Annotated in this window: 18 protein-coding genes and 2 pseudogenes; 8 read left to right on the forward strand and 12 right to left on the reverse strand. The window is 72.6% G+C overall.

What is annotated here, in order from left to right; genetic code table 11:
• Nucleotides 1-3: 3 nt before the first annotated feature.
• Complete coding sequence (locus AB0B33_RS22935) at nucleotides 4-2,262, forward strand: helicase-associated domain-containing protein (RefSeq protein WP_360775039.1); 2,259 nt, start codon at nucleotides 4-6, stop codon at nucleotides 2,260-2,262.
• Here the strand turns inward: AB0B33_RS22935 and AB0B33_RS22940 are convergent.
• Nucleotides 2,232-2,882 carry a class F sortase gene (locus AB0B33_RS22940; protein ID WP_360775042.1) on the reverse strand — a complete coding sequence of 217 codons (651 nt, stop codon included), beginning with the start codon at nucleotides 2,880-2,882 and terminating at the stop codon, nucleotides 2,232-2,234. The genes AB0B33_RS22935 and AB0B33_RS22940 overlap by 31 nt on opposite strands.
• Nucleotides 2,879-3,373: an excalibur calcium-binding domain-containing protein gene (locus tag AB0B33_RS22945; RefSeq protein ID WP_360775045.1), complete on the reverse strand. Its 495-nt coding sequence runs from the start codon at nucleotides 3,371-3,373 to the stop codon at nucleotides 2,879-2,881. Before AB0B33_RS22945 ends, AB0B33_RS22940 begins: the two co-directional genes overlap by 4 nt.
• A 284-nt stretch (nucleotides 3,374-3,657) precedes the next feature.
• Between AB0B33_RS22945 and AB0B33_RS22950 the strand changes: the two genes are divergently transcribed.
• Nucleotides 3,658-4,284, forward strand: a complete 627-nt coding sequence (locus AB0B33_RS22950; RefSeq protein WP_072475190.1) for a response regulator transcription factor — start codon at nucleotides 3,658-3,660, stop codon at nucleotides 4,282-4,284.
• 208 nt (nucleotides 4,285-4,492) lie between these two features.
• Here AB0B33_RS22950 and AB0B33_RS22955 read toward each other — a convergent pair.
• The 6 genes and pseudogenes from AB0B33_RS22955 to AB0B33_RS22980 all read right to left on the reverse strand — a co-directional run.
• Nucleotides 4,493-5,446 (reverse strand): annotated as a pseudogene (locus AB0B33_RS22955) (histidine kinase); the annotation flags it as partial.
• Nucleotides 5,447-6,103: 657 nt separating this feature from the next.
• Nucleotides 6,104-6,292, reverse strand: a pseudogene (locus tag AB0B33_RS22960) (sensor histidine kinase); the annotation flags it as partial.
• A gap of 38 nt (nucleotides 6,293-6,330) precedes the next feature.
• Entirely contained in the window at nucleotides 6,331-9,504 is a 3,174-nt protein-coding gene (gene cydC, locus AB0B33_RS22965; RefSeq protein ID WP_360775048.1) for a thiol reductant ABC exporter subunit CydC, read from the reverse strand.
• 56 nt (nucleotides 9,505-9,560) lie between these two features.
• Nucleotides 9,561-10,568: a cytochrome d ubiquinol oxidase subunit II gene (gene cydB / locus AB0B33_RS22970; RefSeq protein WP_360775051.1), complete on the reverse strand. Its 1,008-nt coding sequence runs from the start codon at nucleotides 10,566-10,568 to the stop codon at nucleotides 9,561-9,563.
• Nucleotides 10,569-10,682: 114 nt separating this feature from the next.
• Complete coding sequence (locus AB0B33_RS22975) at nucleotides 10,683-12,155, reverse strand: cytochrome ubiquinol oxidase subunit I (protein WP_360775054.1); 1,473 nt, start codon at nucleotides 12,153-12,155, stop codon at nucleotides 10,683-10,685.
• A 38-nt stretch (nucleotides 12,156-12,193) separates the two neighbouring features.
• Nucleotides 12,194-13,186, reverse strand: coding sequence for a S41 family peptidase (locus AB0B33_RS22980; protein WP_360775057.1), 993 nt, complete (start codon nucleotides 13,184-13,186; stop codon nucleotides 12,194-12,196).
• 186 nt (nucleotides 13,187-13,372) lie between these two features.
• Here AB0B33_RS22980 and AB0B33_RS22985 point away from each other — a divergent pair, with 186 nt between their 5' ends.
• Both AB0B33_RS22985 and AB0B33_RS22990 read left to right on the forward strand, forming a co-directional pair.
• Nucleotides 13,373-13,960, forward strand: coding sequence for a TMEM165/GDT1 family protein (locus AB0B33_RS22985; protein ID WP_247025417.1), 588 nt, complete (start codon nucleotides 13,373-13,375; stop codon nucleotides 13,958-13,960).
• A 61-nt stretch (nucleotides 13,961-14,021) separates the two neighbouring features.
• A complete protein-coding gene (locus AB0B33_RS22990; RefSeq protein WP_360775060.1) occupies nucleotides 14,022-14,669 on the forward strand; it encodes a DUF998 domain-containing protein in 648 nt (215 codons plus the stop codon).
• On the opposite strand, the gene AB0B33_RS22995 is transcribed toward AB0B33_RS22990, so the two are convergent.
• Nucleotides 14,666-15,301 carry a helix-turn-helix domain-containing protein gene (locus AB0B33_RS22995; protein WP_360775062.1) on the reverse strand — a complete coding sequence of 212 codons (636 nt, stop codon included), beginning with the start codon at nucleotides 15,299-15,301 and terminating at the stop codon, nucleotides 14,666-14,668. The two genes, AB0B33_RS22990 and AB0B33_RS22995, sit on opposite strands and share 4 nt — an antisense overlap.
• Entirely contained in the window at nucleotides 15,298-16,152 is an 855-nt protein-coding gene (locus AB0B33_RS23000; protein WP_281506343.1) for a hypothetical protein, read from the reverse strand. The genes AB0B33_RS22995 and AB0B33_RS23000 overlap by 4 nt, the downstream gene beginning before the upstream one ends.
• A gap of 85 nt (nucleotides 16,153-16,237) precedes the next feature.
• On the opposite strand from AB0B33_RS23000, the gene AB0B33_RS23005 reads away from it, so the two are divergent.
• From AB0B33_RS23005 to AB0B33_RS23015, 3 genes are all read left to right on the forward strand, one after another.
• Nucleotides 16,238-17,410, forward strand: coding sequence for a homogentisate 1,2-dioxygenase domain-containing protein (locus tag AB0B33_RS23005; RefSeq protein WP_360775065.1), 1,173 nt, complete (start codon nucleotides 16,238-16,240; stop codon nucleotides 17,408-17,410).
• Nucleotides 17,411-17,490: 80 nt separating this feature from the next.
• On the forward strand, nucleotides 17,491-19,299 hold the full coding sequence (locus AB0B33_RS23010; RefSeq protein ID WP_360775068.1) for a substrate-binding and VWA domain-containing protein: 1,809 nt from the start codon (nucleotides 17,491-17,493) through the stop codon (nucleotides 19,297-19,299).
• Nucleotides 19,300-19,312: 13 nt separating this feature from the next.
• Nucleotides 19,313-20,050 carry a hypothetical protein gene (locus tag AB0B33_RS23015; protein ID WP_360775070.1) on the forward strand — a complete coding sequence of 246 codons (738 nt, stop codon included), beginning with the start codon at nucleotides 19,313-19,315 and terminating at the stop codon, nucleotides 20,048-20,050.
• Here AB0B33_RS23015 and AB0B33_RS23020 read toward each other — a convergent pair.
• Entirely contained in the window at nucleotides 20,047-21,258 is a 1,212-nt protein-coding gene (locus tag AB0B33_RS23020; protein ID WP_360775073.1) for an MFS transporter, read from the reverse strand. The two genes, AB0B33_RS23015 and AB0B33_RS23020, sit on opposite strands and share 4 nt — an antisense overlap.
• A 92-nt stretch (nucleotides 21,259-21,350) precedes the next feature.
• Here AB0B33_RS23020 and AB0B33_RS23025 point away from each other — a divergent pair, with 92 nt between their 5' ends.
• A complete protein-coding gene (locus AB0B33_RS23025; protein WP_360775076.1) occupies nucleotides 21,351-22,268 on the forward strand; it encodes a LysR family transcriptional regulator in 918 nt (305 codons plus the stop codon).
• Here the strand turns inward: AB0B33_RS23025 and AB0B33_RS23030 are convergent.
• On the reverse strand, nucleotides 22,235-23,263 hold the full coding sequence (locus AB0B33_RS23030; protein ID WP_360775078.1) for a hypothetical protein: 1,029 nt from the start codon (nucleotides 23,261-23,263) through the stop codon (nucleotides 22,235-22,237). The genes AB0B33_RS23025 and AB0B33_RS23030 overlap by 34 nt on opposite strands.
• Between the last annotated feature and the right edge of the window lie 125 nt (nucleotides 23,264-23,388).

The raw sequence follows: 23,388 nt of genomic DNA on the forward strand, positions 1-23,388 counted from the left end.
CCGATGACCACCGCCGAGGAACTGCTCGGCAGGCTCGCGGGCCTGGACCGGGACGGGCTGGCGAAGGTGCTGGCCCACCGGCCGGACGTGCTGGCGGAGCCGTGGCCGCGGCGGCTCGACGTCGTCGCGGCGAGGCTCGCGTCACCCGAATCCGTCGACGAAGTCCTGCTCGGGTTGTCCCTGCCGCTGACCCAGGTGCTGCGCGCGGTCCAGCTGTGCGACGCGCTCAGCCAAGGGCCCGTGCCGCTCGACGACGTCCGCGCGCTGCTCGGCGGTGCCGCCGTCGAGTCCTCTGTGGACGAACTCGCCGAGCGCGCGCTGCTGTGGCGCGACGGCGACCGGATCGTGCTGCTGGAAGTGCTGCAGCGGAACAGCTTCCGCGCCGAGGGCCTCGGGCAGCCCGTCGCCGACCTGCTCGCGGACCTCACCACGATCCAGCGGGCGCGCCTGGCCCGCAACCTCGGGGTGCCGCCGGCGGACCTCGTCCGGTACTTCCGCGACGGCGACCGCGTCCGCGCGCTGTTCGCCACGGCACCCGAGCAGACGCGGAAAGTGTTGCGGGACATGGCCGAGGGCGTCCCGGAGGTCGACGGCATGCCGCCGCTGGGCTGGGCGCTCGACCACGGGTTCCTGTTCGGCACCTACTACGGCGGCACCGCGATGCCGATCGAGATCTCGCTCGCCCTGCGCGGGGCGGACCACCGGCTGCCGTTCACGCCCGAGGAGCCGGAGTACGCCGTCACGCACGTCGGGACCGAGGCGGGCGAGGCCACGTCGTCGGCCGCCGCGCTGCGGCTGCTCGACCGCGTTTCGGCGGTGCTCGACCTGGCTGCCGCGGAACCGTTGCCGCTGCTCAAGGACGGCACGATCGGGGCCCGGCTGATCAAGAAGGTCGCCAAGGACACCGGGGCGACACCGGCGGAGATCGAGCTGGCCATCGACCTCGCGGCGCAGGCGGGCCTGCTGCTCGCCGACGAGCCGCCGGTTCCGCGCCGCGGCCAGAAGGCACCGCCGCCCACGCTCGCGCCGGATCCCGACCTCGCCCGGCCCGCGCCGGCGCTGCTGTACCGCCTGCTGCTGACGACCTGGTGGCACCCGGTGCCGCCCGACCACGGAACGGACGTCGACGCGTTCGTCCGGCGGCTGGTCGTGCGGCTGCTGGCGCGGCTCGAGCCCGGCGCGGCGCTCACCGGCGACCTGACCCACCTGGCCGAGTGGCACGCGCCGCTGCTGCCCACCGACGACCTCGCCGCGTCCGTCGAGGCCGCCGTCGCCGAGGGCGAACTGCTCGGCGTCCTCGCGCACGGCGCGGTCACCGCCACCGGGCGCGCGCTGCTGTCCGGCGACGGGCTCGTCGAGGTCACCGGCGAACTCGTCGCCCGCGCGCGGACGACGGCGCTGTTCGGCACCGACCTGACGGCGATCGTGCCGGGCTCACCCGACGCCCGGCTGGCCGCGCTGCTCGACCGCGTCGGCGACCGCGAAGCCCAGGGCACCGCGACGAGCTGGCGGTTTTCCCCCGCGTCCGTCCGGCGCGCGTTCGACCACGGCGCGACGGCCGCCGAGCTGCTCGCCGACCTCGGCGCGATCGCCGCGGGCGAGCTGCCGCAACCGCTGGTGTACCTGGTCAACGACGTCGCGCGACGGCACGGGGAAGTCCAGGTGCTCGACGTCGCCAGCGTCGTCGTCGGGGAACCCGCGATGCTGGCCGAGCTCGCCGCGCACCGCAGGCTCGCCAAGCTCGGGCTGCGGTCCGTGGCGCCGACGGTGCTGACGTCCACTGTGGACGCCGCCGGCACGCTCGAAGCGTTGCGCGAAGCCGGTTACGCGCCGACCCGCCACGCCCCCGACGGCACCATCCTGCTGCCCGCGCGCGAACAGTCCGAACCGAAGGCCGTCCTCCGCGACGCCGATCCCGGGGACCTCCCGCCCGATCCCGCCGACCACGCCGAACGGCTGCTGGCGGCCCCGGCGAGCGGCCCGGTGCTGCTGCGCGGCCAGCTGGCGCGCGCCATGAGCGACCGGTACGCGGGCCGGCTCACGCCGAAGCAGCAGCAACTCTGCTGGCAGCTCGAAGCCGGGATCCCGGTGGACGTCGTGTACCGCGCGGCCGAAGCCGAGCCCGCGCGGCTGGTGATCGCGTACCCCGAGCTCGACGGCGACGTCCTCGACGTCTGGTCGCTCGGGGACCACGCCTACCGGCGGCTCGAGCTCGCGCGGATCGACCTGGCTCAGACCTCGACCGCGCTCAGCCGGGCGTAGACGACGACGTTGTCCAGGTAGTTGCCGCTGGCCCGGTCGAACGCGCCGCCGCAGGTGATCAGCCGCAGCTCGGGATCGGCCGTGTCGCCGTACACCTGACCGGTCGGGAATTCGGCTTTCGCGTAGCGGTCGACGCGGTAGACGGTGAAGACCGCGATCCGGCCGTCGGCGCGGCCGACCCGGGCCTGCTCGCCGGGGCGCAATTCCTTGAGCCGGGAAAACGCGCCGGGCACGTGCTTGTAGTCGACGTGCGCGGCCAGCACCGCCGGGCCGACCTCGCCGGGCGACGGCGCCCCGGTGAACCAGCCGACCGTCGTGGCGTCCGGCGGGACCTCGAGCGCGCCGTCCGCGGTGAGCCCGAGGTCCTCGAGCGCGTCCGCCCGGACGCCGATCGCCGGGATGCTCAGTGACGCCGGTTTCGCCGCCGGCAGGCCGCCGGCGGTCGCGGCCGCGGTCCCCGGGGCGCCCGAGGTGCCCGTGGCGGCCGGGACCGCGGGGCTCGGCGGCGCGATCGGGTCCGGCGTCCGCGGCGACAGGACGAGGACGAGGGCCACGGCCAGGACCACCCCGAGCGCGGCGACGACCGCCGTGACCGCGGGCCACAGGCGCGGGTGCCTCAACTCGGGCGCCGGCGCAGGTAGAGCACCATGCCGCCGGACGCCGCCGCGGCGACGAGGGCGCCGCTGAGCAGCAGGAAGCCGGGGACTTCGGGATCGGGTTCGCCGCCGCCGGTGGCCACGCCGCCGACCGGCTTGACCTTGACCTGGGTGCCGGCGTGCTGCTTGGTGGTCGTCTTCGGGGCCGGCTGGGTGCGGGTCTTCGTCGCCGTGGTGGGCCGCTCGGACGTCGGCGCGGGCGCGGTGCTGCCCTGCTGCGGGCGGTGCGGCAGGGATTCGCAGGCGATGCCGTCGTTGTCGGCGTCGAGGTGGTTCGGGTCTCCCGGCGTCGCGTCCAGGACGGCTTGCGCGTCTTCCTGGTACTGGAAATCGGGGCAGTCGACGTCGGCCGCGAGCGGCGTCGCGAGCTGCGCGGACGCGAAGGGGACCGGACCGAGGATGGCGAGCCCGGCGACGGCGACGGACGTCGTCAGGGCACGGCGGAACAAGGACAACGGAAGTCCTTTCAGAGGGGAATCGGTGCGATTGCGTGGTTAGTATCGCGACGTCCGCGACACCGTTACGGACCATTCCCGAATTTCCGGAATGGCAGCGATCCACCACTGCGCGGGATTTCCGTGATTCTTTCCCGGTTCGGCTTCGACCTGCGGGTGTTCGGACCGGAAATGCGTACCGCGCGGAATGTTACGGCTCACGCGTTCACACGTTTGACGTAATTCACGTGTGACGGCGCCGACCGGCCGCCGCCGGGCCGTGCGCGACCCCGTAACCTCGGGGTATGCCGATCCAGGTGCTGCTCGTCGACGACCACGAACTGGTCCGCCGCGGGCTCCGCGACCTCCTCGGCGACGAGCCCGACATCGAGGTCGTCGCCGAGGCGAGCAGCGTCGAAGAAGCGCTGGCGGTGGCGATGCACGTCGAACCGGAGGTCGCGGTGGTCGACGTCCGCCTCGGCGACGGCGACGGCATCACGCTCTGCCGCGAACTGCGCTCGAAGCCGAACCCGCCGGCCTGCCTGATGTTGACGGCGTTCGACGACGAAGAGGCGATGGTCGGCGCCATCATGGCCGGCGCGGCCGGGTACCTGCTGAAGCAGGTGCGCGGGCAGGACGTCGTGCACGCGGTGCGCGAGGTCGCGGCCGGGCGCTCGCTGCTGGACCCGCTGAGCACCGCGCGGGTGCTGGACAAGATGCGGCACCCGCCGACGGACGAGCTGGCGACGCTGACCGAGCGCGAGCGCGACGTGCTCGAGCTGATCGGCCAGGGACTGTCCAACCGCGAGATCGCCGAGCGGCTGTTCCTCGCGGAGAAGACGGTCAAGAACTACGTCACTTCGGTGCTCGCGAAGCTCGGCATGCAGCGCCGGACCCAGGCCGCCGCCTGGATCGCGCGGCGCGAGAAGTAACCCCTCGCGACCGGCGCGTCCGCAATCCGCCGTTCGCTGCTTGCTTTTTACGGACCGGTCACGGTCCGCCATGCCGTCCTGGCCATTTGCCGCACAAGATTCACTCGAACGTGAGTCGAATGTGTGTTCGATCAAGCGGTACGATCATTTCGAGGGCGTGGAAGGGAGGCTGGATGACCCGAGAAGGTTGAGTCCGCAGGAGAACCGGTCAGTCGAGTGGGAGGTCGAACGCGACGAGTGTGCCGAGACTGGGTGAGGAGTTCAGGAAGAACTTCCCGCCCGCGGCGTCCGCGCGTTCGGCGAGATGACGCAGACCACGGGTGGCGACGCCCTGGGGGACACCGGAACCGTTGTCCCGGACGCGGAGTTTGACACCGTCGGAGTCCCTGGCCAGCGTCACGCGGGTTTCGCTCGCGCCGGAGTGTCTGACCACATTGGACAGTGCTTCGCGCAGAGCGGCCCGGATGTGGTCGGCGTGTTCCGCGGGGATGTCGGCGAATTCGCCGGACAGCTCCAGTGTCGGCGGGTAGCCGAGCAGTTCGCCGGCGATGCGGACCTCGCCGCGCGCCGACTCGGCGAGGTCGGTGGGCGTGCCGGTGTCGTGGCGAGGCTCCGGCGACCGCAGAGCGCGCACGGTGCCGCGGATCTCCTCGATGGTCTGGTCGAGCTGGTCGATCGCGTCGGAGAGCCGAGCCCCGTCGGCTTGGGCGAACCGCTTGCGCATGTTGCGCCGGACCCGGTCCAGCTGCATGCCGGCGCCGTAGAGCCGTTGGACGATGACGTCGTGGAGCTCGCGAGCGATGCGCTCCCGCTCCTCGTACAGCGCGACCCGATGCCGCGCGTTGGCCCCCTCGGCGAGCGCGAGCACAACCCCGGCCTGCGCGGCGAAAGCGACGAGCATCTCGACGGTCCCCGCGGAGAAGGGCTCCCTGCCCCGCTTCCGGTAGACGGTCAGCGCCCCGAGCACCCGCCCCCCGGACCCGAACGGCGCCGCCGCGAACGGCCCATAGCCGTGCAGTTCGGCGGGAACGTAGGGCGCGGTCCGCGGATCGACGGTGAAGTCATCGCTCGCCACGGGTTCTCCCCCGCGTGCGACGTGCCCGGCAGCGGAATCGGCGGGCAGGGCGAGGCCCCGCAGCGACTCCCCGTTCGACGCGCCGGCACCTGAGCCAGCGGAATCCGTGGCCGGGCCGGTGGTGCGATCGGCGCCTTGGCTGGCGGGGTCGCCCGCGGTGCGGCCGGCGCCTGGGCTGACGGGGTCGCTTGCGCCCTGGCCGGCGGTGCCGTCGACGCTCGAGTCGGCGGTGTCGCCCGCGCTCGAGCCGACGGGCGCGCTGGTGGAGCCGCTTGCGGCCGGACCAGCGGTGCGATCGGCACCTGGGCTGGCGGGGTCGCCCGCGCTCGGGCCGACGGGCGCGCTGGTGGAGCCGCTTGCGGCCAGACCGGCGGTGCGATCGGCACCTGGGCTGGCGGGGTCGCCCGCGCTCGACCCGACGGGCGCGCTGGCGGGGCCGCTTGCAGCCGGGCCGGCGGCGCGGGGGCTGGCGGTGTCGCCAGCGCTCGGACCGGCGAGCGCACTGGTGGAGCCGCTAGCGGCCGGACCAGCGGTGCGATCGACCCCCTGGCCCGCGGTGCCGCCCCCGCTCGGACCGGCAGGCGCGCTGGCAGGGCCGCTTGCGGCCAGACCGGCGGTGCGATCAACCCCTTGGCCCGCGGTCGGCTCGCCGGACGCGGCACCAAGCTCGGCCGTGCGCGCACCAAACCCCAGGCCGGCTGCGGACCCGACGTGGCCGCCCGCGGTCGGGTGGGGGCTGGCGTAGTGCGCGGCCTCGACCACCACGCGGCCGTCGTCGGCGCTCACCATCGCCAAGCCCAAGTCGGCGTCGGCTAGCTCGGCTGCTCGGGCTACGACCGTGTCGAGCACCGCGCCCGGGTCGTCGCCGGAAAGGGCGGTGCTCGTGATCTCGGTGGCGGCGGACAGTGCCCGCGCGGCAAGCGTCGGATCCATGAGTGCCGTCATTATCGCGCGGCGCAGTGGCGGTGCGATCACGGCACCGGTACCCGGGTCACCACGCGGCCGTCGCGGACCTCGAGGACCACGTCCGCGCCGGCGGCCTCGTCGGCTCGGTGGGTCACGTGCAGCACCGTGTGGCCGGCCAGGGCTTCGCGCAGGTGGGCGCGCACCGCCTGGGCCGTCGGTTCGTCCAGGTGCGCGGTCGGTTCGTCCAGCAGGACGAGCCCCGCCGCCGGTGCGCCGAGGATCGCTCGGGCCAGTGCGACTCGCTGGGCTTGGCCGCCGGACAGGCCGGTGCCGCCGCTGCCGAGGAGTGTGGCCGGGTCGACGTCGTCGAGGGCGGCCTCGTGGAGCGCTTGCCGGAGCTCCTCCTCGGTTGCCGTGGGGCGGGCGAGGCGGAGGTTCTCGGCGACCGTCGTGGCCGCGAGCATCGGCTCCTGCGGTGCCCACGCGACGACGTCCGGGACGCTGACCACGCCGGCTCGCGGGGTGAGAAACCCCAGCAGGGCGGCGACGAGCGTCGACTTGCCCGCGCCGCTCGGGCCGACCACCGCGGCGTACGTGCCCGGCGCGAGGGTGACGTCGACGTCGTGGAGCACGAGCGGGCCGTCCGGCCAGCCGAGGTCCGCTCCCTTCAGCTCGACGCCCGTCCCGGGGTGCGTGGGCCGGGTAGCCGCGGGCGGCGCGTCGGCCAGACGGTGGCGGGCGCGCTGCAGCGTGTCCCAGTGCTGCGCCACCGGCGGCAGCAGCGCGAGGACTTCCGCCAGCGCGAGCGGCACCAGTGCCAGCAGGGGCGCCAGGACCGGGTCGAGCTGCCCGGCCGAGACCGCCGAAGCGGCGAACGCCGTGCTGAGGACCGCGGCCGTTCCACAGGCCGACGTCACCAGCGCTTCCGCCGCGCCCGCGCCGAACGCTTGACGGCGGGCTTGCGCGGCCAGGCGGGTGTCGGCGTCCGCCAGCGCGCCGCGGTGGGCGCGGGCCGTGCCGAAGGCGAGGAGCTCGGCCGCCGCTTCGAACAGGACCAGGACTCGCGAGGCCACGTCCCGGCGGCCGGTCGCCAGCGCCGACGTCGCCCGCCGTTCGGTGCGCAGCGCGACCCACGGCGCGCACAGGCCGAGGGCCACCGCCGCCGCGAGGGTCAGGCCGGCCGCGGGGAGGACCCACGTCTGGACGGCGATCGCACCGGCCGCGACCAGTGCCACCACCAGCGGCGGCGAGACCACCCGGGGCAGCAGGTCGCGCACGGTGTCGACGTCGGCGACCAGGCGGCGTTGCCCCTCGCCCGCCCGCAGGCCGCGCGCGGGGCCGAGGCGGACCAGGGAATTCCACAACCGCACGCGCAGCCGGCCCGCGATGCGGAACGCGGCGTCGTGGGTGACCAGACGCTCGACGTACCGCAGCCCGGCGCGGCCCAGCCCGAACGCGCGGACGCCGACGACCGCGACCGTCAGGGTCAGGATCGGCGGCTGCTGCGACGCCTTCGCGATGAGCCAGCCCGACGTCGCGGTCAGCGCCACCCCTGCCAGCAGCGCCACCGCGCCCAACGCCGCTCCCCCGAAAAGCCGGCCGTCGAGGAGCGCGCGCCAGCCCAGGGACTCGTTCGAAGTGTCCTTTGTGGACGGTTCAGGAACAGCAAAACCCTCGGGCGCGAGGGAAACCGCCGCCGTGCGCTCGTGGGCCGCGATGACGGCCGCGGCGCCGTTGTCGACCGCGCGCTGGACGGCGTCGAGGACCAGGCGCGCGGTGGTCTCGTCGAGGTGGGCCGTCGGCTCGTCGAGCAGGAGCAGCCAGGCACCGCGCTGGACCCGGACCAGCGCGCGGGCGACGGCGACGCGCTGGCGCTGGCCGAGAGACAGCTTCGCGACCGGACGGTCCGCGAGCCCGGTCAGGCCGAGTTCGTCGAGCAGGGCGGCCGAGCCGACCTCCTCGCGGACCGTGCCGCCGGTGAAGACCGGCGACTGCGGCACCCACGCGACCTGCTCGCGCCACCGCTCGAGGTCGGCGTCGGTGAGGTCGACCGGGCCGACCGCGATGGCGCCGTCGTGCGCCGGGACGAAACCGAGGAGGGCCGAGAGCGTCGTCGACTTGCCGCCGCCGCTCGGGGCGCGGAGCCAGACCGTTTCACCGGGGCGGACCGAGAACGTCTCGCCGTCGGGGGCGAACCCGTCGCGCCGGGCCACGCGCAGCGATGACACCCGCAGCTCGCCGCGGGCGGGGATCGCGGTGCCGGCCGCGGGGGCCGGCGTGGCCAGCAGGTCGGCGACGCGCCGGACCGCTTCGACGCCGTCCTCGCTGGCGTGGAACGCGGCGCCGACCGCGCGCAGCGGCTGGTAGCACTCCGGCGCGAGGATCAGCACGCCGAGCCCGATGGCCAGCGGCAGGTGACCGCCGGCCAGCCGGACGCCGATGACCACCGCGACCAGCGCCACCGACAGCGTCGCGGCGAGCTCGAGGACGAACGCCGAGGAGAAGGCGACCTTCAACGTCTTGAGCGTCGCGCGGCGGTGGCGTTCGGACAGCCGCCGGACCGTCTCGGCCTGCGCGGCCGCGCGGCGGAACGCGGTCAGCACCGGCAGTACGCGCACGAGCTCGAGCAGCAGTCCGGACATCCGGTGCGTTGCGTCGGTCGCGCCGGCGACGCGTCCGGCCGTGTACTTGCCGACGAGGATCGCGAACATCGGGAGCAGCGGGACGGTCAGGGCGATGATCACGCCGGACGGCCAGTCGGCGAACAGGATCGCCGCGCCGGCGCCGAGCGGGACGACGGCCGCCGTCACGAGGGCGGGCAGGTATTCGCGGAAGTACGCGTCGAGCGCGTCGAGGCCGCGGGTGGTCAGCGCGGTCAGCTCGCCGTGGCCGCGCCGGGCGATCCACTCGGGGCCGAGGCGCAGCGCGTGGTCGACGGCCCGGGCGCGCAGCTCGCGTTGGGACGTCGCGGCCGCGCGGGCCGAAACCGTGCGCACCGCCCAGCCGGTCAGCGCGCGCGTCGCGACGAGCGCGAGCAGCGCGGCCAGCTGGGCGGTGCTTCCCCCGGAGCCTGCTCCCACGATCGCCGCGAGGACGTCGGCGAGCAGGAACGCCTGTGCCACCAGCGCGGCGGCGTTGAGGAACGAAAGGAACCCCACCAGGGCCAGCGCTCGACGCACGGCCGGCACCAGGGCCGGCAATGCGCCGAGCGGGCCCTTTCCCGGCCGCGCCGAGTCCACTGTGGACTCCGAGGCGGAAAGGGGAGCGCGCCCGGGAAGCGGGAACGGCCGGGGCCTCACGGTGCGTGGACCGCCGGGATGTGCTGGGTCCCGATGCGCTTGCGGAACACCCAGTACGTCCAGCCCTGGTAAATCAGCACGGCCGGGGCGCCGAAGACGGCGACCCAGGTCATCACCGTCAGCGTGTACGGGCTCGACGCGGCGCCCTCGATGGTGAGCGTGTTGGCGGCGTCGAGGGTCGAGGGCAGGACGTTCGGGAAGAGCGAACCGAACAGGACCACCGCGGCCCCGGCGATGACGACGCCGAGCGCGGCGAACGCCTGCCCGTCGCGGTCGGCGCGCAGCCGCAGCCAGGCGACGACCGCCGCCACGGCGGCAACGCCGAACGCGAGCAGCGTCCACAGCGTGCCTTCGCGCCACTGGACGACCGCCAGGAAGGCGACGATCGGCACCATCGCGAGCGGCAGCGCGCGAATCGCCAGCCTGCGGGCGCGTTCCCGCAGGTCACCGCTGGTCTTGAGGGCGAGGAACGCGGCGCCGTGCGTGATCGAGAAGGCGGCGATGGCGACCGCGCCGAGCAGGGTGTCCCAGCGGAGGGCGGCGAACGCGGACCCGGCGCGGTTGCCCTCGGCGTCCAGCGGCAGGCCGAGCACGGTGGTCGCGAGGATGAGCCCGACGCCCAGCGGCGGGATCCACGAGCCGAGCACGATGACGCGGTCCCAGTTCCGCCGCCAGCGGTCGGAGTCGACCTTGCCGCGGTACTCGAAGGCGACGCCGCGGCCGATGAGGGCGAGCAGCAGGAGCAGGAGCGGCAGGTAGGCGGCCGAGAACAGGCTGGCGTACCAGCCGGGGAAGGCCGCGAACATGGCTCCGCCGGCGACGATCAGCCAGACCTCGTTGCCGTCCCAGACCGGCCCGATGGTGTTGACCATGACCCGGCGCTCGGTGTTGTCGCGCGCCAGGATCGGCAGCAGCATGCCGACGCCGAAGTCGAACCCTTCGAGGAACAGGTAGCCGAGCCAGAAGAAAGCGATGACGACGAACCAGACGATTTCGAGGGTCATCGGGCCGCTCCTCCCACGTGGTCGCCGTGAGTTGTCCACAACTTGCCGAGTTGTCCACAGGTAGGCTGTGGGTAACCCGCGAGGGTGATCACATCGGCACTCATCGTCAGCACCTCAGTAGGCGAAAGCGAGCGTGTCGTCGCCCGGTTTGTCGGAATCCTGCTTTTCCGGAGGCATCACCGCTTCGACGCCGCCGCGGATGTACTTCCGCATCAAGAACAGCTCGACCAGGCCGAGAGCCGCGTACACCGTGGTCAGCGCGATGAGTGACGTCCACACCTCACCGGTCGTCAGCCGCGACACCGCCTGGGCCGTGAACATCCACACCCCGTCGACGCCCGACGGGTTCGGGACCACCACGAACGGCTGACGGCCCATCTCCGTGAAGATCCAGCCTGCGCTGTTGCCGAGGAACGGCGTCGCGATGCCGCCCAGCACCAGCAGCGGGAACCAGCGCCCGGTCGGGATCCGGTCGCGGCGGGTCAGCCACAGGGCCAGCAGCCCGATGCCCGCCGACACCGCGCCGAAGCCGATCATCATGCGGAAGCCCCAGTAGGTCACCGGGAGGTTGGGCACGTAGTCGATCGGCTTGCCCGCGAGCGAGCCGAGCGCCGGGTCGTCCGGGTAGTTCGTGCCGTACTTCGCCTGGTACTCCGTGATCAGGTCCTCGACGCCCTTGACCTCGGTCTTGAAGTCGTTGTGGGCCAGGAACGAGAGCAGCGCCGGCACGTTGAACGTCTTGACGTCCTCGCAGTTCGACCCCGCGACGTCGCCGATCGCGATGATCGAGAAGCTCGCCGGCTGTTCCGTGTGGCAGAGCGCTTCCGCCGACGCCATCTTCATCGGCTGCTGCTCGAACATCAGCTTGCCCTGCGCGTCACCGGTGACGGCGAGGACCGCGAAGGCCGCGATGCCGACCCAGCCGCCGAGCCGCAGCGACGAGCGCCAGACGTCCTGGTTCGAGCGCCGCCGCCAGAGGTGCCAGCCCGCGACGCCCACCAGGAACGCCGCCGCCACCGAGAACGCGCCCGCCAGGGTGTGCGGGATCGCGGCCAGCGCCGTGTTGTTCGTCAGCACCGCCCAGATCGAGTTCATCGTCGGCTTGCCGTTCTCGAACGTCACGCCGACCGGGTGCTGCATCCACGAGTTCGCCGCGAGGATGAAGTAGGCCGAAGCCATCGTGGCCAGCGAGAACGCCCAGGCGCACGCCAGGTGCACCTTCTTCGGCAGCCGGTCCCAGCCGAAGATCCACAGGCCGAGGAACGTCGACTCGACGAAGAACGCGACGAGCCCTTCCATGGCCAGTGGCGCGCCGAAGACGTCGCCGACGAAGCGGGAGTACGCGCTCCAGTTCATCCCGAACTGGAACTCCTGCACGATGCCGGTCACGACGCCCATCGCGAAGTTGACCAGCAGCAGCTTGCCCCAGAACTTCGTCATTTTCAGGTGCCGCAGCTCGCCGGTGCGGACCCAGCGGGTCTGCATCGCCGCGACCAGGATCGACAGCCCGATGGTCAGCGGGACCATCAGGAAGTGGTAGACGGTGGTGATGCCGAACTGCCACCGCGCTAGCTCAAGGACCTCCACGTGGTCCAGCGTGCTCCGGCGCGGGTGGGCCAGCTAGATCAAACGGTCCCGTCCACCCCGGGACCAACGTCCTTCACCTGGTCGAGCGTCCGCCGGGCCTCGTCCGCCACCGCGCGGCGCGGGCCCTCGTCGCCCAGCTCGAGAACGTGGCGCAACGCGAGCTCGTACGCCGTGTCGAACGCCTTGCCGGCCGCCACCGGCAGGTCGGGGCGGACGCCGGTGCCTTCCCAGTTCTCCCCCGTCTCCGGGTGGAGCGAGCGCGCGATCGAGATCGTCACGTCGAGGTAGGTGTCCACCTTGTACTGCTCACGCGGGTGGGCACCGCCGCGGGTGGCCTCGCCGACCGTCTTGGCGCGGCCCTGCTGCTGGAGCGAAAACGCCAGGTCCTCGCCCCCGGAGAACGTCCGCGGGCCGGTCAGCACCCAGATCGGCTTCGAGCCGCCGAAGCGCGGGCCCGGCACGTACGGCAGCGTCCACATCTGGGTCGTCTTGTCGCCCTCGCGCTCGTAGATGTCGAGGTAGTGCACCTGCTCGTCGACCAGGTAGGTCTGGAGCAGCGCGCTGGTGCCCGGGCTGCCGCCGCGGTTGCGGCGCACGTCCAGCAGCAGCGCGTCGGCCGGCGCGAGCAGCGTCATCGCGGCCGCGATCGCCGGGCCGGCCAGCTCCGCCGGGTAGAGCATCGTCGTGTCGAGGTAGCCGACGTTGCCGGCGAGCCGCCGGACCTCGGCGATGCCGTAGCTCTCCAGCTCGGCCTCGATCCGGAAGCCGTCGGAGTTCACCGCCGCGTCGCCGTCGTCGGCCACCGGGTCGGCGTGGTGGCGCAGGCGCAGGTGCGGGTCTCCGTTGACCGACTGCAGGTCCGCTGTGACGAGCGTCGCGAACTCGGCGTCGTCGACGTCCGCGTACGCACCGTCATCGAGCCGATGGCGGAGCGCGTCCGCCAGTTTCGCCGCGACGTCGGGGAAGACGTAGTGCGCTTCCAGCCGGCGGATGACTTCATTGACCTGCGCAGCACGCGCCTGTGACCCCATGCCGCTCAACCTACCGCAACCCACAATCGAAAATTCGGCGTGCCGAAGAAAATTGTGCGTCCGGACTGGATGACAAATTCATGGCCGCCGACCCGTCGATTTCGCGAACGCCATCAGCTTGCGGCACTCTGAATCACCCCTTTATCGTTGCAGTGAAAGGGGCGAAAAACGCACATGACTTCCGCAATGGTGGCGCTGATCAGCGCGTTCGGCCTGGTCCTCGCCGTGGAACTGCCGGACAAGACACTGGTCGCGACACTGGTGCTGACCACCCGTTTCCGCGGCGGTCCGGTATTCGCCGGCGTCTGCGCCGCGTTCGCCGTGCAATGCGTCATCGCCGTCGCGTTCGGCAGTGTCCTGACGCTGTTGCCGGACCTCGTCCTTTCCCTCGTCGTCGCCGCGATGTTCGGCCTCGGCTCTTTCATGCTCCTTCGCGAGGGATTCAGCGAAGCGGACGAAGCCGGTGAAGACGCTTCGCGCACCGGACCGACGCCGCAGACGTTCCTGCGCTCCGCGATGACGTCGTTCGGCGTGCTCTTCGCCGCCGAGTGGGGCGACGCCTCCCAGCTCGCCACGGCCAGCCTCGCCGCCCGGATCGGCAACCCGATCGCCGTCGGCATCGGCGCGTTCGCCGCCCTCGTCATCGTCGCCGGCCTGGCCGTGTTCATCGGCGGGAAGATCCGCAACCGGATCAAGCCGAAGCTGATCCAGCGCGGCGCCGGGTTCGTCTTCGCCGGCTTCGCGGCCTTCGCGCTGATCCAGCTGGCCTTCTGAGCCGACAGCTCCTTCACAGGGTCGCCGGGTAACCTTTCGGAAACGAAAGGGTGGAAGCCAGGTGAACGAGCCACTGCCTGCCGTCTCGCCCGTGCACGGCCGGATCGCGCTCGGCGGCATCGGTCTCGCGGTGGTCATCTCGATCGACCTGCACCTGCGCCTGTCCGGGCAGGTGAGCCCGATCTGGCAGACCCTGTCGGAGTACGTCTACGGCCGCCTCGGCAACGGCTCGGCCGCGCCGCTGTTCAGCGTGATGTGCCTGGCCCTGTCGCTCGGCTCGGTCGCCCTGCTCGCCGGCATCGCGAAGGCGCACCGGCCGGGCACCACCGCCGTCTGCGTGCTGCTCGGCGTGTGGTCGGCCGGGCTGCTCGTGTGCGGGCTCGTGCCCGTCGACCCCGACGGCCAAGCGCGTTCACTGGCCGGACAGGTCCACAACCTCGCCGCGCTCACGGCGTTCGTCGCCCTGCCCGCGGCCGCGTTCGTGCTGACCAAGAAGGGCCGCGAGCGCTGCCCGTGGGAACCGCGGCGGACGACGATCCGACGCCTGGCCACGGCGAGTTTCGCCAGCGTCGGCGTGGTGCTCGGCGGGTTCGTCTTCACGCTCGTGCTCGGCCCGGCGAACCAGGAGGTCACGCTGGGCCTGTTCGAGCGGCTGCTGTTCACGGTCGACGTCACGCTGCTGCTGACGATGGTCCGGCCGCTGCGTTAGGCCTTCAGGATGTCAGCGAGCCGCACGGCGGCCGCGACGACCTGCGGGCCCACCTCGGCGGCCTTCAACGGCTCCATCGAGACGACGCCGACGCTCGCCTTCAGCCCCGGCACCCCGCGGACCGGGGCCGCGACCCCGGACGCGCCTGCTTCGAGCTCACCCGCCGACGTCACCCAGCCGTCGCCGCCCGGCCGCAGCGACATCGCCTTGCCCGCCGCGCCGGCGGTCAGCGAGTGCCGGCTCCCGACGCGGTAGGCGACGTGGAAGTTCGTCCACGACGGCTCGACGACGGCCACCGCAAGCGCTTGCGTCCCCTGCGCGACCGACAGGTGGGCGGTCGCGCCGACCTTCTCGGCCAGCTCGCGCAGCACCGGCCCGGCCGCGTCCCGCAGCTGCGGGAGGACCTGGCCGGCCAGCCGGAGCAGGCCGACGCCGAGCCGGACCTTGGTGCCGTCGCGCCAGACCAGCCCGCGCTCCGACAGCGGCACGAGCAGCCGGTAGACGGCCGCGCGGCTGGCCCCGATGGTGACCGCCAGCTCGGAGATGGTCGCCGCGTCGCCGCCGGCGTCGGCCACTGCCTGCAGCAGCGCCAACCCCCGGTCGAGCGTCAGCGACCCCTCCCGGCTGGTCACAGCAAGCCGAGTTCGCCCAGGTCGGCGACCGGCTCATCGAACGACGCGGCCGCGTACGACGCGAAGAGCGCCCGCACGGCCTTCGCGGCCGGCTCGGACAGCGCCCGGGCCTCGTCGGCCAGCGCCTGGGCGTCGGTCGACTCCAGCGCCGCCCGGACGTCGCCGCCGGCGAGGCTGCGCGCGGAGGCCACGAGCAGGTTGAGGAAGCCGTGGTGCACGAAGCCGGTGTCCGGGTCCGTGTGCCGCACCGCGCGGTGCAGGCTGTTCGTCGCCTTGAACGACGCCCCGCTCGATCCGGAGACCACGGCGAGGAAGTCCGCGACCTCGTCGACGTTGGGGAAGTTCTCCCCCGCCTTGCCGCCGCAGCGGATCTTCGGCCAGCTGCCGTGCTCGATCACCTTGCGCACGCCGTCCAGCCAGCCGACGCCGCGCCGCGGCTCGACCACCCGGATGACGTCCTCGGGGACGAACTCCGAGACGCGCTCCAGCCACACCTCGTCGACGTCCGACGGCGCGGGCATCTCGACCATCCGCAGCGCCAGCAGCTCACTGCGCGACTCGACGATCGAGATGGCCTTCGGGACGCCGCCGAGGCCGGTGTCGATGATCAGCGAAAGCGGCAGGGGCTGCTTCGGCTTGATCTTGATCAGCTCGGTGATCAGCTCCGGCAACCGCGAGGCCTGGCAGAGAAAAACCCCCAGGACACCGGCGTGTTCGGACTCCCGGCTCGCGAAATGCGCGCGCAGGGCTTCGGGCATGGCCGCATCGCCCGGAGGGAACAGCGCCGAGTCGTCGACGAGCCTCGCGAACAGGGGAGGAATCCCACGGGGGCCGGGGGGCGTGAGTTCCACAGCGCTTGACACGACTGACACGCTAGTAGCGTACGGCATGAGGACAAAATCGTCCGCACAGCGGACACGTCTGGAGGGCACGGCGATGCCTTACTACCGGCAAGTAGGCGAGATCCCGCACAAGCGGCACACCGCGTTCCGCAAGCCGGACGGCGGCCTCTACGCCGAGGAGCTGATGGGCGTCGAGGGCTTCTCGGCCGACTCCGCCCTGCTCTACCACCGCGGCCTGCCGACGGCGATCGTCGACGCCGTTGCGGTCGAGGAGGACCGCGGCTCGCTGACGCCGAACCTGCCGCTCAAGCCGCGGGCCTTCAAGACGCAGGAGCTCAAGTTCGGCGGCGAGACCGACGCCGTGACCGACCGGCGCCGGCTGTTCGGCAACAACGACGTCACCATCGGCTTCGTCACCGCGACCGCGCCCAGCCCGCTGTACCGCAACGCGGCCGGCGACGAGCTCTTCTACGTCCACGGCGGCTCCGCGACGGTCGAGACGATCTACGGCAGCATCGACGTCGGCGACGGCGACTACCTCGTGATCCCGACGTCGTGCACCTACCGCGTCGTCCCCCACGGCGAGGTCAACCTCTTCACGCTCGAGGCGCGCGGCCACATCGGGCCGCCGAAGCGGTACCTGTCGGCGAAGGGCCAGTTCCTGGAGCACGCGCCGTACTGCGAGCGCGACATCCGCGGGCCGTCGTCGCCGCTCGTGGTGGACGGCGAGGACGTCGAGGTGCTCGTGCGGCACCGCGCGGGCCTCACGCGCTACACGTACGCGACGCACCCCTTCGACGTCGTCGGCTGGGACGGCTGCCTCTACCCGTGGGCGTTCAACATCGACGACTTCGAGCCGATCACCGGCCGCGTGCACCAGCCGCCGCCCGTGCACCAGACGTTCGAGGGCCCGAACTTCGTCGTCTGCTCGTTCTGCCCGCGGAAGGTCGACTACCACAAGGACTCGATCCCGGTGCCGTACAACCACGCGAACGTCGACTCCGACGAGCTGATGTTCTACGTGCGCGGCAACTACGAGGCCCGCAAGGGCTCGGGCATCGGCGTCGGCTCGCTGTCGCTGCACCCCTCCGGGTTCACGCACGGCCCGCAGCCGGGCGCGGCGGAGGCGTCGATCGGCGCGGAGTTCTTCGACGAGACCGCGGTCATGGTCGACACGTTCGCGCCGCTGGACCTCGGCGAGGCCGCCGACGCGTCCGAGGACCCCGGGTACGCGTGGACGTGGTCGCGCCGCGGACCCAAGGGATAGTCAAGTTTCCCGAATTACCGTCCCGTTCCCGTTCCGCTGCCGGATAATGAAATTTCCGGTGGCGGAACGGGGAGGGTTCGATGATCAATTCCCAACCAGCACGGCGAAAGAGAAAGATTCTCCCGTTCCTGGCCGCGATCGTGGTCGCCGCCGGGCTGATCATCGGGATCCGCGCCTGGACCAGCGACTCGGGTGACGAGGCCGAGGCGCCGAAGTGCACCGGCTCGGACGCCGTCGCGCTGAACATCGCTTCGTCACCGGAAAAGGCCGGCATCGTCCAGGAAGCCGCGAAGGCCTACTCCGGCCGGACCGTGGCCGGTCATTGCGTCGACGTCGTCGTGAAATCGAAGTCGTCGGGCATCGCGATGCAGGCGCTGGCGAACGGCTGGAACGAGGCCACCGACGGCCCGCGCCCGGACGTCTGGACGCCGGCCGCGAGCGGCTGGGTCAACCTGCTGCGCGTCAACGCCAAGGGCGACACGGGGTCGATCGTGCCGGACGGCGACCCGCAGTCGGTCGCGAACTCGCCGCTGACCGTCGCCATGCCGAAGCCGATGGCCGAGGCGCTGGGCTGGCCGGCCAAGCCGATCGGCTGGAAGGACCTCGCCACGCTCGCCACCGACCCGGCGGGCTGGGCGAAGTACGGCCACCCGGAGTGGGGCAGGTTCCGGCTCGGCAAGACGAACCCGAACATCTCGACCGCGGGCCTGAACGCCACCATCGGCGCGTACTACGCGGCCACCGGCACGTCGTCCGACCTCACCGCGGCCGCGCTCGAGAAGCCCGACGCCCGGCAGTTCGTCACGAACATCGAGCAGGCGATCGTGCACTACGGCGACAACACGCTCACCTTCCTGACGAACCTGCAGAAGGCCGACGACCGCGGCGCGGCGCTGTCCTACATCTCGGCGGTGACCGTCGAGGAGAACTCGCTGATCGGCTACAACCTGGGCAACCCGACCAACGACCCGGCCAAGGTCGGCCAGCACGCGCCGCCGAAGGTGCCGCTGGTCGCGCTGTACCCGGCCGACGGCACGCTCAACTCCGACCACCCGTTCGTCACGCTGAACTGGGCCGACCCGACGCGCAAGCAGATCGCCGCCGACTTCCTCGGCTACCTGCGCGGCCCGGAGACGCAGCAGCGCTTCGCCGCGCTCGGCTTCCGGTCGTTCGAGGGCAAGCCGGGGCCGCAGGTGACGACCCAGAACGGTGTCCAGCCGGATGCGAAGATCAACTTCATCCGGCCACCGTCCCCGACGGTGCTGTCGAAGCTGCTGGCGTCGTGGACCGAGTTGCGCAAGAAGGCGAACGTGCTGCTGGTCGTGGACGTCTCGGGCTCGATGGGTGATGAGGTGAAGGGCACCGGCAAGAGCAAGATCGACCTGGCCAAGCAGGCCGCGATCGACGCGCTCGGCCAGTTCGTGCCGCGGGACCAGGTCGGGCTCTGGCAGTTCTCCACCCACCTCGACGGCGATAAGGACTACCAGGAGCTGGTCCCGCTGCAGGCGCTGGGAAACAGCGGCAAGGAGACGCTCGCGATGCGGCTGAGCGGGCTGACGCCGCAGGCGGGCACCGGGCTCTACGACTCGTCGCAGGCCGCGTACGAGTACCTGAAGGCGCACCTCGACCCGGCGGCGATCAACGCGGTCGTCGTGCTGACCGACGGCCGCAACGAGGATCCCGGCGGCGTCGACCTCGACCACCTGCTGCCGCAGCTGCGACCGGAGGGCAACGCGGAGACGGTCCGGCTGTTCACCATCGCCTACGGCTCGGACGCCGACCAGGACGTGCTGAAGCGGATCGCGGAGGCGACCGAAGGATCGGAGTACGACTCGTCCAAACCGGACTCGATCAACCAGGTCTTCACCTCCGTGATCTCGAATTTCTGAGATCCTGCCGGTCATGAAGTTCGCCCGTGAGCTCGCCGAACCGTGGGGGCTGCTGTTCGCCGTCACGTCGGCCGGGGTGGCCTGGGCCGTGCAGCTGCCGGTCGTCGCCGCCGTCGGGGTCGGGGTGGCGGTGCTCGCCGCGCGGGCGGGCGTCGCCGTCGCGACCCGCGAGAAGGAGCCGGAACAGCGTGCGGCGCGCGTGCTCGACGTCGCGCCCGGGTCGGCCGAGGAGAACTGGCTGCGCCGGGCCGAAAGCGCGGCTGAAGGCTTCGGCTCGCTCAGCGACTCGCTCGATTCGGGTCCGCTCGCCGACCGCGTCGCGGACATGGAACCGGTGGTCCAGGAGACGCTGGTGACGCTGCAGCGGCTGGCCGGCCGCGCGTCGGCGACCGGGAAGGCGCTGTCCCGGGTGGACCTCGACGCCGTCGGGAAGGAGCGGCGCCGGCTGGACCGCGAACTGCGCTCGGCGAGCGCGGAAGTGCGCGGCGACCTCGAACAGGCGCTGGCGGCGGTGCAGGCCCAGGCCGACGTGCACGCGCGGCTCTCCGGCGCACGCGACAAGCTGCTGGCGCAGCTGCAGTCCGGCGCGCTCGGCCTGGACAGCCTGGTGGCGCGGGTCGCCGAGCTGACGGCCGCGACGACGGACTTCGCCGTGGACACCGGCGCCGTGCGGGAGCTGAGCGACCAGCTGGAAGGCATCCGCCAAGGCGTGCTGGAGACCGAGCAGGCGACGCGGAAGTCGCTGGGTTAGACGGCGACCGGCGTCCGGTCGCGCCGCGGCAGCAGCACCGGCGTCGCGAGGATGAGGACGCCGGCGATCCCGATCGCGACCCGCGGACCCGTGACGCCGGCGAGCACGCCCCACACCGCGGTCAGCGCGGCGATGGCCGCCTTCGTGCTGACCGACCACGCCGAGAGCGTGCGGCCGGCGCGGTCCGGCGGCAGCTGTTCGAGCCGGTAGGTGGCCAGCACGGGGTTGAACACGCTGCAGCTGACGATCAGGCCCAGTTCGACGACCATGACGAAGACCAGCCCGCCCGTGCCGTGGGGCAGGAAGGCGAGCGCGAGGAGCCAGCAGGCCCGGACCGCGCCCGACGTCAGCAGCACGGGGTGCCGGCCGAAGCGCGCGACGAGCCGCGGGGTCAGCCGCGAGCCGGCGAGGCCGCCGAGGCACGGCACCGCGAACGCGAGCCCGTACTGCCACGGCGTGAGCCCGAGTTCCCCCAGCATCAGCACGGCGAGCAGCGGCTCGGTCGCCATGACCAGGCCGTTGAAGACCATCGTGTTGAAGAGCAGGGGACGCAGGCCGGGGTGGGCCAGCAGGAAGCGCCACCCGTCGGCCAGGTCCCGCGCGCGCGGGCGCTCGGTGGTGCGCGGGCGCGGCTCGTCCCCGCCGATCGCGCGGAGCCCGAGCGCGGAGAGCAGGAAGCTGGCGGCGTTGGCCGCCACCGATGTCACCGGCCCGAGCACCGCGAACGCGGCCCCGCCGAGCGGCGGCCCGAGCGCGGTGGCCGTCCAGTTCGTCGACTCGAACCGGCCGTTGGCGACGAGCAGGTCTTCGGGCGGGACGAGCCCCTTCAGGAAGGCGCCGCTCGCCGAGGTGAAGGTGATGTCCGCCGCGGCGACGACCACCGAGACGGCGAGCAGCTGGCCGAAGCTCAGCACGCCGAGCGCGTAGCAGGCGGGCACGCTGAGCAGCGCGCCGAACCGGACCAGGTCCATGGCCACCATGACCGGGCGCTTGCGGCGCCGGTCGACCCACGGCCCGAGCGGGACGGCCACGAGCGCCCCCACGGCGGGCCCGATCGCGGCGAGCGCCGACACCGCCGCCGGACCGGCGTGCAGCACGAGGATGGCGAGCATCGGGAAGGCGCCGAACCCGAGCCAGGTGCCGAACGCGCTCACGGCGTAAGCCGTCCACAACCACCGGAACCGCCGCCCGAGCCGCCTGCGCATCACCGGGAGATCAAAGCGAGGAGTGGGTGGGCGGCGCAAACAACCGACGCGTCGGCGAGCCACAACGCGGCGTTGTGAACCTAGAGTCGGTCGCCGTGGACCTCGACGCAGTGCGCACCTTCATGGCCGCCGTGGCGGCGGGCCGCTTCCAGGACGCCGCGGTGGATTTGTCGATCACGCAGCAGGCGGTCTCGAAGCGCATCGCGACGCTGGAGAAGACGCTCGGGGCGAGGCTGTTCACCCGCACCGCCCGCGGCGCGAGGCTGACGGCAGCGGGCGAAGCATTCCTGCCGCACGCGCGCGAGCTGCTTTCGGCGGAGGCGCGAGCGCTCGCTTCGGTGCGGACCGGACCGTTGCGCGTCGACGTCATCGGCAGGCGCCTGTGCCCGGCGACGTTGCTGCGGGAGTTCCACGAGGCCCATCCGGAGATCGCGCTGGAGGTCGTGACCCTCTTCGACACCGCGGTCGCCGCGCTCCGGAACGCTTCGATCGACGCGACCTTCCGCGCGCTCGTGGAGGTGCCGCCGGACCTCGACGCGCAGTGGGTGTTCGACGAGCCCATCGAGCTGCTGTGCGGCCCGGGTCATCCGCTGGCCGGGTCGGCTTCGGTGACGCCGGCCGAGCTGGCCGGGCACCGGCTTTGGCTGCCGGGCATGGTGCCCGGGACCGAGTGGGGTGCCTACTACGCGGCGTTCGCGACGGCGTTCGGGCTGTCGATCGACGCGGCCGGGCCGAACTTCGGTACCGAGGTCGTGCTCGACACGATCGCGAAGTCGGCGGAGGTGGCCACGCTGCTGCCCACGGGCGCCCGGCTGCGGTGGCCCGCGGAGTACGACTTGCGGCGGGTGAAGCTCGAACGGCCGGTGCCGGTCTACCCGCATTCGCTGATCTGGCGCCGGGACGACGCGCACCCCGCGCTGAAGGCGCTGCGGACCCACTTGGGCAGGGGAACGCGGGCAGCCGAGGCGTGGTGGCCGGGTCAGCCGAGCCAGACCGTGCCCAGCACCGGGTAGCCCGGCAGGCCCGTCCGGGCCGCGCCCGGGCGGGGAACCCCCGCGATCCACAGGCGGCCCGTCGCCGCGATGTTCGCCGCCATCGACGGGTCCGCCTTCGGCAGGCGGAAGGCGACCACCGTGCCGTCGGCCAGCATCGTCAGGCCGCTCAACCGCGCCGAACCGCGGCGGCCCATGCGGACCGGGCCGTCCAGGACCGCGCGCAGTTCCGTCCAGTGGTCGGCCGGCAGCGGACGGCGGTGGGCGAGCGAACGCAGGCCCGTCGCGAGCGCGCCCAGCAGCGCCCCCGCCGCGAACGCCCACGCGATCCAGCCCATGACCGGGAAGTCGAGCCGGACCCACAGCGCGAAACCGGCCAGTACCAGCAGGAACGCGGCCGTCGTGCGCAGTTCGCGGGCAAGCTGGCGGCGGTGCGCGGTGAGCACCGGGTCGAGGCGCGGCGAGCCCGAGCCGGCCGGGGCTAGTACCGCAACCGCACCCGGCGGCGGCGTCTCGTGCACCCGGGCGCGGCGAACGCGGACCAGCCCGGAGAAGCCGACGAACACCTTCGGGCCGCGGCCCAGCAGCCAGACGCGGCGGTGGCCGGCCAGCAGCAGCCGGTGGGCCTCGTCGAGGCGGACGCGCAGCCAGCGGCCGTCCGGCAGCCGGACGCCGACCGTCCGGCCGGCCACGACCAGGCCGTCGGCGGTGACGTCCACCTGCCGGAACGCTTCCCGCTTCAGCCGCTTTTCCGGCACGTGGGCGTACGCGCGGTGGAGCCACCACGCCTCGACCGTGCCGGCCAGCGCGAGCGTGCCCACCGGCAGCGCGACGCCGGCGCCGGTGAAGAACTGGGCGACCCCGAACACCAGGAAGAGCCAGGACAGCAGCCGCTGGTCCGCGGTGCTCCGGCCGATCCGGTCGAGGTATTCGCCGAAGATCGGCAGCGCGCCGGACGGCATCGCGGGATCGAGTTCGAACGCGGGCACGCGTTCGGGAACCGGGACGATCTGCACGCTGGGCCCCCACCGTGTCGGCTTTGGTCAACGGCTTTTCGGTGAATCGGTCACCGGCGTTACCGGATACTCCGTTCAGCGGAACGCCTCCCGCGACCCGGGTGACTACCCAGACCGAGGAATTC

Source organism: Amycolatopsis sp. NPDC049159 (assembly GCF_040648295.1).
GTDB classification, from domain to species: domain Bacteria; phylum Actinomycetota; class Actinomycetes; order Mycobacteriales; family Pseudonocardiaceae; genus Amycolatopsis; species Amycolatopsis pretoriensis_A.

What these genes read in the sequence shown, in the direction of transcription:
- AB0B33_RS22935 (WP_360775039.1), top strand. Translation starts at nt 4, where the DNA reads ATGACCACCGCCGAGGAACTGCTCGGCAGGCTCGCGGGCCTGGACCGG.
- AB0B33_RS22980 (WP_360775057.1), bottom strand. Translation starts at nt 13,186, where the DNA reads ATGGGGTCACAGGCGCGTGCTGCGCAGGTCAATGAAGTCATCCGCCGG.
- AB0B33_RS22950 (WP_072475190.1), top strand. Translation starts at nt 3,658, where the DNA reads ATGCCGATCCAGGTGCTGCTCGTCGACGACCACGAACTGGTCCGCCGC.
- AB0B33_RS23010 (WP_360775068.1), top strand. Translation starts at nt 17,491, where the DNA reads ATGATCAATTCCCAACCAGCACGGCGAAAGAGAAAGATTCTCCCGTTC.
- AB0B33_RS23005 (WP_360775065.1), top strand. Translation starts at nt 16,238, where the DNA reads ATGCCTTACTACCGGCAAGTAGGCGAGATCCCGCACAAGCGGCACACC.
- AB0B33_RS22985 (WP_247025417.1), top strand. Translation starts at nt 13,373, where the DNA reads ATGGTGGCGCTGATCAGCGCGTTCGGCCTGGTCCTCGCCGTGGAACTG.
- AB0B33_RS23015 (WP_360775070.1), top strand. Translation starts at nt 19,313, where the DNA reads ATGAAGTTCGCCCGTGAGCTCGCCGAACCGTGGGGGCTGCTGTTCGCC.
- cydB (WP_360775051.1), bottom strand. Translation starts at nt 10,568, where the DNA reads ATGACCCTCGAAATCGTCTGGTTCGTCGTCATCGCTTTCTTCTGGCTC.